11 protein-coding genes are annotated in these 15493 nt (G+C 69.3%); 6 read left to right on the top strand and 5 right to left on the bottom strand.

From position 1 onward, the window contains the following. Positions 1-110: 110 nt before the first annotated feature. The 4 genes from ACH4G3_RS02480 to ACH4G3_RS02495 form a co-directional block, all read right to left on the bottom strand. A complete protein-coding gene (locus ACH4G3_RS02480) occupies positions 111-1025 on the bottom strand; it encodes a carbohydrate ABC transporter permease (RefSeq protein ID WP_397622691.1) in 915 nt (304 codons plus the stop codon). Beyond that, on the bottom strand, positions 1025-1909 hold the full coding sequence (locus tag ACH4G3_RS02485; RefSeq protein ID WP_356520023.1) for a carbohydrate ABC transporter permease: 885 nt from the start codon (positions 1907-1909) through the stop codon (positions 1025-1027). The genes ACH4G3_RS02480 and ACH4G3_RS02485 overlap by 1 nt, the downstream gene beginning before the upstream one ends. Before the next feature lie 8 nt (positions 1910-1917). Next, positions 1918-3255: an ABC transporter substrate-binding protein gene (locus tag ACH4G3_RS02490; RefSeq protein WP_397622692.1), complete on the bottom strand. Its 1338-nt coding sequence runs from the start codon at positions 3253-3255 to the stop codon at positions 1918-1920. A 383-nt stretch (positions 3256-3638) separates the two neighbouring features. Further along, positions 3639-4727: a LacI family DNA-binding transcriptional regulator gene (locus ACH4G3_RS02495; protein WP_397622693.1), complete on the bottom strand. Its 1089-nt coding sequence runs from the start codon at positions 4725-4727 to the stop codon at positions 3639-3641. A gap of 320 nt (positions 4728-5047) precedes the next feature. Here ACH4G3_RS02495 and ACH4G3_RS02500 point away from each other — a divergent pair, with 320 nt between their 5' ends. Continuing rightward, positions 5048-5605: a hypothetical protein gene (locus ACH4G3_RS02500; protein ID WP_397622694.1), complete on the top strand. Its 558-nt coding sequence runs from the start codon at positions 5048-5050 to the stop codon at positions 5603-5605. A 217-nt stretch (positions 5606-5822) separates the two neighbouring features. Here the strand turns inward: ACH4G3_RS02500 and ACH4G3_RS02505 are convergent, their stop codons facing one another. Further along, the gene (locus ACH4G3_RS02505; RefSeq protein ID WP_397622695.1) at positions 5823-6836 is read right to left on the bottom strand and encodes a hydroxyacid dehydrogenase; all 1014 of its coding nucleotides are present in this window, start codon (positions 6834-6836) and stop codon (positions 5823-5825) included. 502 nt (positions 6837-7338) lie between these two features. On the opposite strand from ACH4G3_RS02505, the gene ACH4G3_RS02510 reads away from it, so the two are divergent. Genes ACH4G3_RS02510 through ACH4G3_RS02530 form a run of 5 tightly spaced genes read left to right on the top strand, consistent with a single transcriptional unit; the run spans position 7339 to position 15475 of the window. Beyond that, the gene (locus ACH4G3_RS02510; protein ID WP_397622696.1) at positions 7339-8688 is read left to right on the top strand and encodes an extracellular solute-binding protein; all 1350 of its coding nucleotides are present in this window, start codon (positions 7339-7341) and stop codon (positions 8686-8688) included. Further along, positions 8685-9680: a carbohydrate ABC transporter permease gene (locus ACH4G3_RS02515; protein ID WP_397622697.1), complete on the top strand. Its 996-nt coding sequence runs from the start codon at positions 8685-8687 to the stop codon at positions 9678-9680. The genes ACH4G3_RS02510 and ACH4G3_RS02515 overlap by 4 nt, the downstream gene beginning before the upstream one ends. Next, positions 9677-10540, top strand: a complete 864-nt coding sequence (locus ACH4G3_RS02520; protein WP_397622698.1) for a carbohydrate ABC transporter permease — start codon at positions 9677-9679, stop codon at positions 10538-10540. Before ACH4G3_RS02515 ends, ACH4G3_RS02520 begins: the two co-directional genes overlap by 4 nt. A 34-nt stretch (positions 10541-10574) precedes the next feature. Then, positions 10575-12107, top strand: a complete 1533-nt coding sequence (locus ACH4G3_RS02525) for a glycosyl hydrolase family 28 protein (protein WP_397622699.1) — start codon at positions 10575-10577, stop codon at positions 12105-12107. 26 nt (positions 12108-12133) lie between these two features. Then, on the top strand, positions 12134-15475 hold the full coding sequence (locus tag ACH4G3_RS02530; RefSeq protein WP_397622700.1) for an alginate lyase family protein: 3342 nt from the start codon (positions 12134-12136) through the stop codon (positions 15473-15475). Positions 15476-15493 lie beyond the last annotated feature (18 nt).

A 15493-nucleotide genomic window follows, 5' to 3' on the forward strand; every position in this document is an offset into this window, starting at 1 on the left:
ATCGGGCACCCGGGGACCGCAGGGAGTCAGGGTCACCTGCGGCCCCCGGGAGTCAGGGAGAGGCGAGGGGGATCACTCGGGCGCCGGTCACTTGAGGGCTTGGACACCGGTCACTTGAGGGCGCCGAGCGTCACGCCCGTCCGCCAGTAGCGGCGCATCGCGACCATCATGATCGCCATCGGGACGATGGACAGCAGCGCACCCGTCAGCACCAGGCCCGTCAGGTCGATGCCGGACTCCAGCCGCGTGCCGGTCCAGTTGTAGAGGCCGAGGTTGAGCGTCCAGTTCTCCTTGCCGCGCAGCACGGTCAGCGGGAGGAAGAAGGCGTTCCAGGTGTTGACGAAGGCCAGCAGGAACACCGTCGCGCCGCCCGTCGTCATCATCCGCAGCACGATGCTGAAGAAGATCCGCAGCTCGCCTGCGCCGTCGATCCGGGCCGCCTCCAGCAGCTCGTAGGGGACCGTGGCCTCGGTGTACACCTTGGCCAGATACACGCTGAACGGGTTGATCAGGCAGGGAACCAGCATCGCCCACGGGGTGTCCACCATGCCGAGCGCGGAGAACAGCAGATACAGCGGCAGCGTGAGCAGCGCGATCGGGATCAGGAACGAGCCGACGACACACGCGAAGATGACATTCCGGCCGGGGAAGTCGAAGCGTGCCAGACCGTAACCGGTTGCGAGCGCGATCAGCGTGCCGCCGAGCGAGCCGACCCCGGCGTACAGGAACGAGTTGGCCGTCCACCGCAGGAAGATGCCGTCCTGGTAGGTGAACACCTGCTGCAGGTTGTCCCACAGGTGCCAGCCGGAGAACCACAGGCCGTTGCTCTGGTACAGCGCCGTGCGGTCCTTGGTCGCGGCGACGATCAGCCACCACACCGGGAACAGGCTGTAGACACTGGCCAGGATCAGCCCGACCAGCAGGAAGCGCTGACCACCCCGCCCGCGGGAGGCGGCGTCCGGACGGGTCAGGCGCCGGACGCTGCGGACGGGGGGCCGCTCGGTGGTCTGCTCGGTCAGCACCATCAGTCGGCCTCCTTCGAGGTGAGCCGGTAGAAGAGGAAGGAGGCCACGCCCAGGATCAACGCCAGCAGCACGGACAGGGCGGCCGCGTAGTTGTAGTTGCCCGCGTTGAACGCCTGGTTGTAGATGATCATGATCGGGGTGAAGCTGTCGCTGACCGTCTGCGGGGTGATGTTCCGGAACAGCGCCGGCTCGTTGAAGATCTGGAGCATCTGGATGATCGACAGCAGACCCGTCAGCACCAGCGCCCCGCGCACGTACGGGATCTTGATGCTGCGCGCGATCCGCAGCTCGGAGGCGCCGTCGAGCCGGGCCGCCTCGAACAGCTCGCGGGGCACGCCCTGCAGCGCCGAGTAGATGATCACCATGTTGTAGCCGATGCCGTGCCAGGTCAGCAGGTTGCCGATGGACGGCCACACCATCGACGGCGCGAAGAAGTTCCAGTCGAACCCGAGGGCCTTGCCGATCGGGGTGAGCGGGCCGACGTCCGGGCTGTAGAGGTTGACCCACACGATCGCCGCGACCACGCCGGGGATCATGTACGGCACCAGCAGCAGGATCCGGAACCGGCTCGCCACCCTTGAGGTGACCGCGTCCAGGAACAGCGCCAGCAGCAGGCTGATCAGCAGCATGAACGGGATCTGCACACAGGCGAAGAGCACCACCCGCAGGATCGAGTTCATGAACGCCGAGTCCGTCAGGCCCTGGGTGTAGTTGTCGAGCCCGACGAACTCCGTCGTGGCGCCGCCGAGCCCCAGCCCGGACTGCTTCTCCGTGTACAGCGACTCGTAGACGGCGTAGCCGATCGGGAGCAGATAGAGAAAGACGAAGCCGAGCTGGAAGGGCACCGTGAACGCGGCACCCTTCCAGCGCATGGAGCGAATCATCGAATGCCTCAGCCCTTGACGCTGATACCGCGGGACTTCAGGTCCTTGACCGTCCACTCCTGCATGTGCGCGAGCAGGTCGGTGACCGTCTGCTCCTTGCTGACGACCTTGGCCCAGCCCGCCTGGAGCTCGGTGAACATCGCGGTCCAGTTGGGTCCGAAGGTCCAGTCGGTGGTGACGGTGCCCAGGCTGTCCGTCACGACCTTCTGCGCCGGCTCGTAGTTCTTGCCGAGCAGCTTCTGCGAGATCGACTCACCGACGTAGGACTTGCTGTCGGCCAGCGCCGGCATCACGCCGTTGCCGGTCTCCGGGCTCGCCATCGTCTTGACCGCGTCCTGGTTCGTGGACATCCACAGCGCGGCCTGCGCCGCCTGCTCCTGGTTCTTGCACTGCTCGGTCACCAGGGTCACGCTGCCGGTCAGGTTGGTACCGGCCGGTGTCTTGGGCGCCTCGCCCTTGTACGTCGGCCACGGGGCCAGGGCCCAGTCGCCGAACGACTTGGTGAAGTTCTGCACCATGCCGGCCATCTGCCAGGTGGAGATCTGCCGGGTGGCGGTGGCGCCGGTGTCGTAGCTGCGCTGCACGGCCGCGTAGTCGGCGAAGGACAGCTTGGCGTTCAGGTCGTTGTCGATGATCTCCTGGATCACCTTCGCGGCCTTGAGTGTGCCCTCGTCCTGGAAGTTCACCTTCCAGGCGTTGCCGTCGATCGCGTACCAGTGCGCACCGGCCTGCATGGCGAGCACCTCCAGGGTGCTCGGGTCCTCACCGGCGTAGTTGGTGATCTTGATGTTGTGCTTCTTCAGCTCCTTGCCCGCGGCGATGAAGTCGTCCCAGGTCGCCGGGGGCTTCAGGCCGTACTTCTTGAAGATGTCCGTGCGGTAGATCGTGAACTGGGGCGCCGAGCTGGTCGGCACGCCGTAGAGCTTGCCCTGCACCTGCGCGCTCGCCCAGGCGCCGGTGTTGAACTTGTCCTTCTCGCCCTCGACGTAACTCGTGATGTCGGCGAGCGCGCCCTGCGAGACCCAGCTGGTCACGTACTCGGCGGTGTTCTGCACCAGGCAGGGGGCGTTGCCGGCCTTCACCGCGTTGGTCAGCTGCTTCTGCATGGTCAGCTGGTCGGTGACCTTGGTGTACTTCAGCTGGATGTCCTTGTGCGAGGCGTTGAACGCCTTGACGACCGCCTCCTGGCCGTTGGCCCAGCCCCAGAAGGGGAGGGTGACCGGGCCGGACTTCGACGCGGCGTCGTCACCCGAGCCGGATCCGCCGCAGGCGGAGAGCAGACCTGTCAGCGCGATACCCGCGACAGCGGCGGAGGCGAACCTTCTCCGGGGGCTGGTGAAGTTCATCTGACCGTGATCCTTCGGAATAGGCGTTCTCAGAACGAGAGGACGGCAGCGGCTCGGGTGTGCCGGCCAGGAACGGCGGCCGGAAACCATCGGCTCGCGGTTGCGGGGGGTTCGGCCAAGCGTCAGCAGAAGCTGTAGTAAGCGGTTGCTGGGACGGTAGGCGGCTGGCTCGGCTCTTAGCAAGAGGTGCGCGGAAATTTGTTACGGCGGATTGTCCGGCCGGTTATCTCCGGACGCACGGCTCGCGCTCGCGCGTGGGCTTATATCCGCGCAGGTCAGTGCGGTGTCGGACCGGCCGGTGCAAGGCCTCGGCGGGTACGCCGACGAAACCTCGAACCGGCCGTAAAGTCTCTGGAAAACGGTTACGTAACTATCTCTAGTGGTTATCCATGCTGACTCGGCGGCTGCACCGAGTTGCGGACCACGACATGCGTGCCCAGTACCAGGTGGTCGCCGTCGGCGCTCTTGCGGCGCCCCGCGCCGCCCTCGCGCCGGTCGGCCACCGCGCGCAGCGCGACGCGGCCCATCTCCTCGTACGGCACGTGCACGGTGGTCAGTTGGGGGGTGAGCTGGGACGCGAGCGGGATGTCGTCGTAGCCGACGATCGAGACGTCCTCGGGCACCCGCAGGCCGGCCGCGCGCAGCGCCTGCATGGCGCCCGCCGCGACCACGTCCGTCCCCGCCAGCACGGCGGTGAAGTCAGGCGTGTCGTGCAGGGCCGCCTCGACGGCCTCGTAGCCGTGCTCGTAGTCGTACGGGCCGTGCCGGACCATGCCCGGGTCGAACGGCACGCCGTACGCCTCGAAAGCCCGCTGCGCTCCCCTCAACCGACCCTGCGCGGTGGTCAGTTCGGCATGCCCCGGCAGGACCAGGACGCGCCGGTGACCGGCCGACAGCAGGTGGCTGGCCATCGCGTAGGCGCCGCCCTCGTTGTCGTAGTCGACGGTCGTCGCCGGGACGTCGCCCTCCAGCGGGGGCCGGCCCACCAGGACCAGGTGCGAGCCTGCCGCGTCCAGGGAACGGGCGAAGCGGGCCATGCGCAGCTGGTACTCGTCGTAGTCGTACGCGCCGCCGAGCAGGATCACGGCGGCCACGCCCTGCTGGCGCATCAGGTTCACCAGGGCCAGCTCCCGCTCCGGGTCGTCGCCGGTGGTGCCGACCAGGGAGAGCCAGCCGCGCAGCGTGGCGGCGCCCTCGACACCCTTGGCGACATGCGCGAACGCGGCGCCGGTGATGTTGTTGATGAGGATGGCCACCGTCGGTGTGCCGCCGCCGGCGAGCGAACGGGCGTGGGCGTTGGTGACGTAGTCCAGGTCCCGGACCACCTTCATCACCCTGCGGCGCAGCTCCTCCGACACCGGGTAGTTGCCCGACAGCACCCGCGAGACGCTGGCCACGGAGACGCCGGCCCGCTCCGCGACGTCGCGAATGGTCGCCCGTCCGGCGTCGCTCGTCGCCTTGCGCTGACTCACCCTTGCGGCTCCTTCACGGTAGTGGCCCGGCCTGTTGTCGTCCGGTCGGTGGCGGGCCGCGCCGCGCCTGCTGCCGGGGTCGTGCCCGCGCCGTGCGGAAACCGTATCCCATCGTTACTCCAGGGCTGGAGGGCCTGTGGACAGGGGCTGCACCCGCCTGCCCGGCATGACGTGTGCCGGAATCGCCTGCCCTGCCGTGACCGGCCGCAGCGCATCCCCCGGCCGCTGGTCACCGAGCGGTGAGGCGTTCTGTGGCGGAGCGCCTCCGGCAGGCACACTGAGTGGCGGTACGGAGGCGCTGGTGGCACGGGGAAGGCGCGATGGACTCGACTGTGGCAGGCCTGCTGGCGGCGGTGGTGGGCGTGGGCGGCACGCTGGGTTCGGCGTGGTTGACCCAGCGCCGCGGCGACGCGTCCCGCCGAGAGGAATGGGAACGACTCGAAGGAACACGCCGCGCCGAGATGGCCTCCCAGCGCGCGGAGTCGGGCCGTGAGGCCCGCAGAGCGGCGTACACGGAGTTCAACGCCGCCGCCCGCCACTATCTGGCGACCCTCAACGACCACTCCCATGTACTGCGCATCGGGCACGACCCGCAGGAGTCGCTGGCCACGGTGGAGGCGGCCCGCGTGGACTACCGCCGCCGCTACGCCGAGGCCCAGATGATCGTGCCGGACCTCGTGCTGACGGAGGTGAGACGGGTCGACAGCGACCTGAACTCCGTCTACGGCGTCCTGGCCCGGCTCACCCGCGGCACCACGCGCGACGGTGACGACATCGAGGACGTGCGGGATGCGATCAAGCAGGGCTGGCAGGACCTGTCCAGGATGCGCACCACGATGCGCGAGGACCTCGGAGTGACGAGGCCTTCCCCCGAGTGAGGGCCCGTCGGCCGACTTCGCGCCCCATCCTTGTCGTCCGGTCGCAGGGCCACCTCGTCCGGTCGCAGGGCCACCTCGTCCGGTCGCTGGGCCGCGTCGTCTGGTCGCCGGGCCGCGTCGTCCGGTCGCACGGCCGCCTGTCACGGCGTGTCCGACGGGGAACGGTGCCGGTCCTGCTCGATCCGCCCTGAGTCCGGACCGTCCGGCCACCACGGCGTCACGCCACCCGCGCCAGATCCGCCCGCAGCACCTCGTGGGCCGGCTGCGCGCCCGCCACCAGGCGCTCCAGTTCCTCGACGACGATGCGGCCGAGCCGCTCCAGTTCGTTGCCCAGCGAGCCGGCGATGTGCGGGGTCAGGAACACGTTGGGCAGGCTGTACAGCGGGGAACCGGCCGGCAGCGGCTCCGGGTCCGTGACGTCGAGGACCGCGCTGAGCCGGCCGGAGACCAGCTCGTCGGCGAGCGCGTCATGGTCGACCAGCGCGCCGCGGGCCGTGTTGATGAGCACGCCGCCGTCCCGTACCAGGGCGAGCCGGCCGCGGTCGAGCATGTGGTGGGTCTCGGGGATGTCGGGGGCGTGCAGACTCACGATGTCGCTCTGTCCGAGCAGGTCCTCAAGCGACAGTGACTCGGCACCGAGGGCGGCGGCCTCGGCCGGGCTGACGTACGGGTCGTGCAGCAGGACCGTGAGGTCGAACGGCCGCAGCAGCTCCAGCAGCCGGCGGCCCACCCGGGACGCGCCGATGACACCGACCCGGCGGCCGAGGTTGCCGGTCGCCGCGGTCTCCGCCGGGCCCGGGTAGGTGTGCGTGCGGCGGAAACGCTCGCGGTGGTCGAAGGCGTCCTTGCCCACGAGCAGGATCATCGCGAGCGTGTACTCCGCGACGGGCAGGGCGTTGCCCGTCACCGCGCTGGACACCTTCACACCGCGCTCCCACAGGGCGTCGCCGACCAGGGAGCGCACGGAGCCGGCCGCGTGCAGGACGGCGCCCAGCTTCGGGGCCGCCGCAAGGGCACCGGCGTCCAGATGCGGGCAGCCCCAGCCGGTGATCAGCACCTCGGCGCAGGCCAGGGCGCCGGCCGCGGCCGGATCGGTGAAGTCCCGCACGACCAACCCGGGGTCGATGTCGGCCGTGCGCCTCAGCCGCTCCATCAGCGGCGGAGGAAAGAGCAGCGGGAGGTGTACCGGATCCATCGCGAACACGGCCCGCGGCAGCTGAGGGCTGGGCATGACTCTCCTGGAGCAGAGGACGGAAACAGTTTCAGAAAGCGCCTTCTACCGTAGATCCGCCGGGAAGCGGCGGTCAATCGGCAGGGCCGGAGCGACAGCTGTGGGAAGTGAGGGGGCCGGGACCTTCGCCCCTTGGGGGTCTGGCATGAGCCTGTCTGGTAATCGGTTACTGACGTTTCAGTGCGCGGAGGCGGAGGCGGACTGCGCCGCCGTCGGTACCTGAGCCCCCAGCTGGCCACTTCGGCAACCGGTTCCCAAACGTGTTGCCGAGACGGGCTCCCACCCGCCCCTGGTCAGGAGCGTCCCACCGCCCATCGACGGCTTGATCGCGACGGCCGAAAACAGGACTCACGGGCGCTCTGACTGATGACGCCGAGGTTACACAGTCTTTTCGAAAATTCGTCAAGGCTCTTGACGCGCCATCCCGACCGCAAGAAGCTCTGCCCCACGCACAACAACCGGTTGCCACAGCGAGCCGGAAAAGCAAGGAGGTGGTGCGTTCATGCACCCACATGCTGGTGCTTCCCTGAGCCGCCGCCGTTTCCTCGCCCTGTCCGCGGCCGGTGCCGCGACCGGCGCGGCGGCGCTGAACGGCTGCGCGATGCAGGTCTCCGGCGGTGTCAGCGGCGGCGGTGAGACGGTCACGCTGATGGTCAAGCCCGACGACATCTCCCCGGAGCTGGTCAGACAGGCCCAGAAGGACATCGGCGTCAAGATCGTCACGGTGCGCTACGACATCACCAAGCTCATCGGCATGATGACCAACGGCGCCCCACCCGACCTGGTCCGCGGGGTCGGCGCCACCGACGCGCCCTACTTCGCGGCGCGGGACGTGATGGAGGACCTGGACCCTTACTTCGCCCGGAGCAGCGTTCTCAGGGTCGACGACCTCGACCCGGTCAACGACCTCTGGCGCTATGACGGCCGCACCCAGGGCAAGGGCCCCCGCTACGGCATGGCGAAGGACTTCTCCCAGGACTCCATGTACTGGTACAACACCGCCCTCTTCGACAAGGCGGGCGTCGACTACCCGCCCGAGACCGAGCCGGTCACCTTCGAGGAGTGGCTGGAGGACGCCAAGCGGCTCACCCGGCGCAAGAGCGGCCAGACGACCGTCTTCGGCGGCAGCTACAACGGCGTGCTGACGCCCAACCTCCTCGCGAGCCTGACGGCGGCGGCGGGCGGGAGCCTGTTCAGCGACGACTTCTCCCGGGTCGACTTCACCACGCCCGAGGCCCGCAAGGCGCTGAACTGGTACATCGAGTACGGCCGGACCCGCGTCGGCCCCAGCATCATCCAGCCGGACCCCAACGCCTGGGACGGGCCCACGTTCCAGGCGAACCGCATGGCCATGTCCAACAACGGCTACTGGCTCGGCGGCCTGATCAACGCGGACAAGAAGCTGGCGCCGCTCGCCCGCCTCGCCCCGGCTCCCAAGTTCGAAGGCGGTCAGCGGATCAGCCCCTGCCAGGCCGGCACCGGACTGTGGATGCCGAAGAAGGCGAAGAACAAGGACGCCGCCTGGCGGGTCTTCGAGTGGTTCTTCGGCGAGGGACCCGCCAAGGCCCGCGCCTCCAGCGGATGGGGCATCCCCACCCTGAAGTCCCTGCGCCCGCTGATGCCCGCCCAGGAGGACTACCAGAAGCGGGCGCTGAAGGTGCAGAACGCCGAGCTGAAGCACTTCTCGGTGATCGCCTACACCCCCTACGCCACGGCGGACTCGCTCTACGCCCTCTTCAACCAGGAGGCTCCGGCCGCGATGAACGGCCGGATGTCCGTGGACGCCCTGGCGGGCCGCCTGAACTCGGCCATGAACGAGCAGCTCAAGCGCGGTAAGGAGCAGGTGGGATGACGGTCGACCAGATACCCGTCACGGGGCGGACCGGCCGGGCAGCAAGTGCCGACCGCGGCACGCCCGCTCAGCGGCCCCGGATCTCCATGACCGCGCGCAGGCATCGCGCTTTCTACCTGTTCACCTCGCCCTGGATCATCGGTTTTCTGCTGCTGACGATCGTGCCGATGGCGTACGCGCTGTGGCTGAGCTTCACCACGTACGACGGCATCTCCCCGCACTGGCGCTACGTCGGTCTGGGCAACTACTCAGAGCTGTTCTCCGACCCGCAGACCTGGAACTCCCTGGGCCGCACCGGTCTGTTCGCGCTCACGTCGGTGCCGCTGTCGATCATCGCCGGGCTCGGGCTCGCCGTCCTGGTCAACCGGCCGATCAAGGCGCGCGGGCTGTTCCGCACCCTGCTCTATCTGCCGGCCGTGGTGCCCCCGGTCGGTGTCGGCCTCACCTTCAAGGCGCTCTTCGACCAGAACTCCGGTGCCGCCAACGGCGTCATCACCCTGTTCGGCTTCGACGCGCTCGGCTGGCTCGCCGACCCCTACGCCCGCTACGTGCTGCTGATGAGTGTGCTGTGGGCCGCCGGAAACGTCATGATCATCTCGCTGGCGGGCCTCCAGGACGTGCCCCGGGAACTCCACGAGGCCGCCCGGATCGACGGGGCGAGTGCCTGGCGGACCTTCCGCAGCATCACCGTGCCGCTCCTGTCGCCGGTGCTGCTCTTCCAGACGGTGACCGGCGTGATCGCCTCCGTGCAGACCATCATGCCGCTGCTGCTCTCACCGGACGGCACCACGGCCGGCGTCACCGCCCTTCCGCAGTCCAACTACCTGTACATGATGCACGTCTTCTCGCAGTACTTCGCGCTCGGCCGCTACGGCTACGCCTCCGCACTGCTGTGGGTGCTCTTCGTTCTGATCCTCATCGTGACCGGACTCATCTTCAAGTTCACGTCCGGCGTGGTGTTCTACAACGTCGACCCGGAGGCGAAGAAGTGACCGCCACCAGCCTGCCCCCGAACTCCGCGCCCAGGGTGCGGGTGCGCGTCAACCGCCTCGTCCTCTACACGGTCCTCGTCGCCCTCACCGGGCTGTTCATCGGCCCCTTCGGGTGGCTGATCCTCTCCGGCCTGAAGACCCCGGCGGAACTGGCCGCCTCGCCCGTGCACTGGCTGCCCACCGACTTCCAGTGGCAGAACTTCGCCGACGCCTTCAACCTGATCGACTTCCTCGGCTACGCCCGCAACTCCCTGATCATCGCCCTGATCTACGCGACGCTCGTCACGCTCAGCTCGGCCTGGGTCGGCTTCGGCTTCGCCCGCCTGGACGCCCCCGGCAAAAAGACCCTGTTCGGCATCCTCATCGGCTCGATGATGCTGCCCCAGATGATCACCCTGCTGCCGACCTACCTGATCTTCGCCAAACTCGGCATGGTCGACACGTACTGGCCGTGGGTGTTCTGGGGACTGGCCGCCGCTCCCTATCTGGTCTTCCTCTTCCGGCAGTTCTTCGCCGGACTGCCCCGTGAGCTGGAGGAGGCCGCGATCGTCGACGGCTGCGGCTACGGCACGATCTTCTGGCGGATCTTCCTCCCGCAGTCCTGGCCGGTGCTGTCCGCGAGCTTCGTGATCGCCTTCACCTGGTCCTGGGGCGACTACATCGCCCCGCAGCTGCTGCTGTCCACCGACAAGTCGACGCTGGCCGTCGCCGTCATGAGCACCTACGTGACATCGGCCGGGACGCCCGTCGCCAACCTCCAGGCCGCGGCCTCCGTGATGTACGTCGTGCCGATCCTGCTGATCTTCCTGATCGCCCAGCGCGGCTTCGTGGCCGGGATGTCCACGACCGGACTGAAGTAGCCCCTCTTACCGAACCTTTTGCAAGGAGTTACGCATGAACACGCCCCTGTCCCGCCGTACCGCTCTCCAGGCGGCCGGTGTCGTCGCTGCCGCCGGCCTGGCCGGCAGCATCGTGGGCACCGCACAAGCCGCCGCGGCGGACGAGACCGGCACCACCGGCGACAGCGTGGTCGTCCACCCGACCCTTCCGCAGGTGCCTGTCAACAACTCCTTCACCGTCAAGGTCCGGCCGCTCGGCGGCACCTGGCAGAAGCTCGGCGTCTACCTTGCCAAGCTCGCACTGATCGACGCGAACACCGGCAGCAACAGGGCGCAGAACTCCTCCTGGGCCGCCTTCGACTTCTCCGGCACCGTCGAGGTCGAGGTCACCTACAACCCGGGCGGCGCGGAGAAGTTCCGTATCCGCCCGGACTCGTACGGCATCAAGCCCGAGGTGCTGGGCAGCACCGCGCGCTTCACCCTGGACCGGCCCCGCAACGTCGTCGTCCAGGTGGACGACAAGATCTTCGACTGCCTGCACCTGTTCGCGAACCCGATCGAGCAGGACGTGCCCGCCGAGGGCGACAAGAAGGTCATGTACTTCGGGCCCGGACTGCACACCACCACCGACCGGTTGCTGAAGGTGCCCAGCGGCACCACCGTCTACCTGGCCGCCGGTGCCGTCCTCACCTCACAGGTGATCTTCGAGAACGTGGAGAACTCCCGCCTCATCGGCCGCGGCGTGCTCTACAACTCTCCCAACGGGGCGCTCTTCATCCGCAAGACCGAGAACGTCACCATCGACGGTGTCACGATCCTCAACCCCCGCTACGAGAACGTCCGGGTCGCCGAGTCGCAGAACCTCACCATCAAGAACCTGCGCGCCTTCAGCCACCAGGGCTGGGGCGACGGCATCCAGCTCTACTGCTCCGAGAACGTCACGATCGACGGCTGCTTCCTGCGCACGTCCGACGACTGCGTCGCCCTCTACACCCACCGCTGGGACTTCTACGGCGACACGCGCAACATCACCGTCAAGAACTGCTCCCTCTGGGCCGACGTCGCCCACCCGATCAACATCGGCGTGCACGGCAACTCCGACACCCCCGAGATGCTGGAGAACCTGCGCTACGAGAACATCGACATCCTCGACCACCGCGAGCCGCAGGTGACCTACCAGGGCGCCATCGCCTTCATGGTCGGTGACAGCAACCTCGTCCGGGACGTCACGTTCGACGACATCCGCGTGGAGGACTTCCGCTGGGGCCAGCTCGTCCACATGCGGGTCGAGTACAACCCGAAGTACAACACGTCGGCAGGCCGCGGCATCGAGTCCGTCTACATCAAGGACCTCAGCTACAACGGCCAGAACGCCGACCTCTCGATCATCGCCGGCCTCGACGCGGAGCACGCGATCAAGGACGTCACCTTCGAGAACCTCCGCGTCAACGGCAGGGTGATCGCGGACAGCACCGGCAAGCCGAAGTGGTATCTGGCCTCGGACGGCGTGCCCATGTTCGTCAACGAGCACGTGACGAACCTGAAGTTCCTCACCACCGCCGAGGCCGCGGCGGCCGCCGCGTCATGAGCACCGACCCCGTGAGAAGCACCCCCATGAGCACTCCCGCACCGAGCCGCCGGAACTTCCTCGGCGGCGCGGCCGCCCTGCTGCTGGTGTCGGGCGCGAGCGGCCTGCTCGCGTCCGGCACCGCCCGGGCCGCCGCCCAGGACGGCACCACCGGGCTCCGCGCCTTCACGCACCCCGGGCTGCTGCACAGCGCCGACGATCTGGCCCGCATGAAGGCCGCGGTCGCCGCGAAGGAATCCCCGGTCTACGACGGCTACCTCGCCCTCGCCGCCCACGCGCGCTCGAAGTCGACGTACGCCGTCCAGAACACCGGCCAGATCACCTCCTGGGGCCGCGGCCCCACCAACTTCCAGAACCAGGCCGTCGCCGACTCGGCAGCCGCCTACCAGACCGCGCTGATGTGGTGCATCACGGGCGAGCGGGCGTACGCCGACAAGTCCCGCGACATCCTCAACGCCTGGTCGGCGTCCCTGACGGCCGTCACCGGCGCCGACGGGCCGCTCGGCGCGGGCCTCCAGGTCTTCAAGTTCGTCAACGCCGCCGAGCTGCTGAGGCACAGCGGCTACGACGGCTGGGCGAAGGAGGACATCGCGCGCTGCGAGGAATCCTTCCTGCGCGTCTGGTATCCGGCCATCTCCGGCTACATGCTCTACGCCAACGGCAACTGGGATCTGACGTCCATCCAGTCCATCCTGGCCATCGGCGTGTTCTGCGAGGAGCCCACCCTCTTCGAGGACGCGCTGCGCTTCGCCGCCGCCGGCGCGGGCAACGGCAGTGTCCCGCACCGCATCGTCACCGACGCGGGACAGGGCCAGGAGTCCGGCCGCGACCAGGGCCACGAGCAGCTCGCCGTCGGCCTGCTCGCGGACGCCGCGCAGGTCGCCTGGAACCAGGGCGTCGACCTGTACGCCTTCGACGACAACCGGCTGCTGAAGAACGTCGAGTACGCCGCCCGCTACAACCTCGGCGGCGACGTGCCCTTCGTCCCCGACCTGGACCGCACCGGCAAGTACGTCAAGAAGTCCGTCTCCGCCGTCGGGCGCGGAAACCTGCCGCCGATCTACGAGATGGCCTACGCGCACTACGCCGGCGTCCGGGGCCTCGACACCCCCTACACCAAGGCGGCCGTCTTCCGCGGCACGGGCGGGGCCCGCGTCGTCGAGGGCAGCAACGACGACCTGCCGAGCTGGGGCACTCTCACCTTCGCGGGCACGAAGGCTCCAGCCGCGGCCGAGCCCACCGCTCCGGCCGGTGTCACGGCGGTGGGCGGCGACAAGTCCGTCACCGTGACCTGGGTGCCGTCGGCGTGGGCCGAGTCGTACACGGTCCTGCGGGCGACCGAAGCCGACGGACCGTACGAGACGATCGCGACCGGCCTCGACAAGCCGGCCCACACCGACCGTGGCGCCCGCGCGGGCAGGCCCTCCTACTACCGGATCACCGCCACCAACTCCCGGGGTACCAGCGCCCGTTCGGCCTGGGCGGCGGCGGTCCCCGGGCTGCCCGATTCCTGGGGGACGCGGGACGTCGGGGACGTCAGGATCCCCGGCTCGGCCGTCTTCGACGGCGAGCGCTTCGTGCTGGAGGCGTCCGGCACCGCCGACACCCACCGCCTGGCGTACCTGCCGCTGCGCGGCGACGGCACGATCACCGCGCGGATCGTGTACCCGCTCAGCTCCCAGTACTCCAAGATCGGCGTCACCGTCCGGGCCGGCCTGGACGGGGACGCCGCGCACGCCGCCATGCTGATCCAGGGCCTGCCGCTGCACACCTGGAGCGGCGTGTGGTCCGTACGGCCCAAGGCGGGAGCCGCCGTCAAGGGCACCGGCAGCACACCCGTGCCGCCGTCCCAGCAGCAGTCGATCACGACGAGCGCCGCCTTCCCGATCTCCTCCCTCGGCACCCTGCCCGAGTCGGCGACCCCACTGCGGGCCCCGTACGTCGAGGGCGCGGGCGACGGCTACCGGCTGCGCATGCCGTACTGGGTCCGCGTGACCCGCCGGGGCGACCGCTGCACCGGCGCCATCTCCCCGGACGGCATCCGCTGGACCGAGGTCGGCTCCACCGACGTCGACCTCGGCAGCACGGCGTACGTCGGTCTCACGCTCACCTCCTGCCTCGGCGTCGACGAGGACTACGCCGAGACCGGCACCGGCGCCTTCGACAACGTCAGCGTCGTCTCCCGGACCGCAGGCGAAGTCTGGTCCGTGCCCCGCCCGGCAACCGCCGCCGGCGACCTGCGGGCCACCGCGGGCGCCGACGCGGTCGAGCTGGCCTGGACCGACCCGGACCTCTCGGCCCGCTACAAGGTGCTGCGCGCCACCACGGCCGACGGCCCCTACGAGACGATCGCCACCGGCATCGGCGCGGTCGGCTTCGGCACCCGCGTCCGGTACGCCGACGCCACCGGCACACCCGGCACGACGTACCACTACGCCGTCGCCAAGACCAACTGCGCCGGACGCGGCCCCCTGTCGGACTCCGCCACGTCGACGATGCCGACACCGTCCAAGCCGCAACTCACCTCCGCGACCACGGCGTTCGCCAACAAGGGCGTGCCCTTCAGGCACCTCCTGCGCGCCTCGCACGAACCTGTACGGTTCACCGCGGACGGGCTGCCCGACGGCCTGCGCGTCGACAAGCGCACCGGCCTGATCTCCGGAACACCCACACGGACGGGCGAGTTCAAGGTCACCACCAGTGCGGGCAACGCCGCCGGAGACACCGGCGGCACCCTCACCCTCACGGTGGGCACCCCGCCGCCGGCGCCCTGGACCTACGGCGACCTCGGGGACGTAATCCTCGACGACCGCGCCTACGGCACCCTCGGCGTGGTCGCCGTCCGCACCCCCGGCAGCACCGCCCACGAGGACGGGACCTTCGTGGTGCGGGGCGCCGGAACCGACCTCACCGTCAACAACCAGGGCATGACGGGCCAGTTCGTACGACGGCCCGTCACCGGTGACTGCGAGGTCACCGCCCGCCTGCTCTCCCGCGCCGGAGCCGCCGGCGACCGGGTCGGCCTGCTCATGGCCAAGTCCCTGTCACCGTTCGACCAGGCGGCCGGGACGATCGTCACCGGCGGCACCAGCGCCCAGCTGATGCTGCGCCCGACCGTCGCCGGACGATCCACCTTCACGGGCAACGCGGCGGTCACCGCCGGCTGCCTGCTGCGGCTGAAGCGCACCGGGACGCACTTCACCGCATCCGCCTCGACCGACGACGGCGCCACCTGGACCCCCCTCGCCGAGGGAGACATCCCCGGCTTCGGTGACGCCCCCTACTACGTGGGCCTCGTGGTCTGCTCCCGCGACCCCCTGGCCCGCAGCACCACCGAGTTCGACGAGGTGAGCATCACCCCCATGTAGTCCTCCACGGATCGGAGA

Source organism: Streptomyces afghaniensis (genome assembly GCF_044327915.1).
GTDB lineage: Bacteria > Actinomycetota > Actinomycetes > Streptomycetales > Streptomycetaceae > Streptomyces > Streptomyces afghaniensis.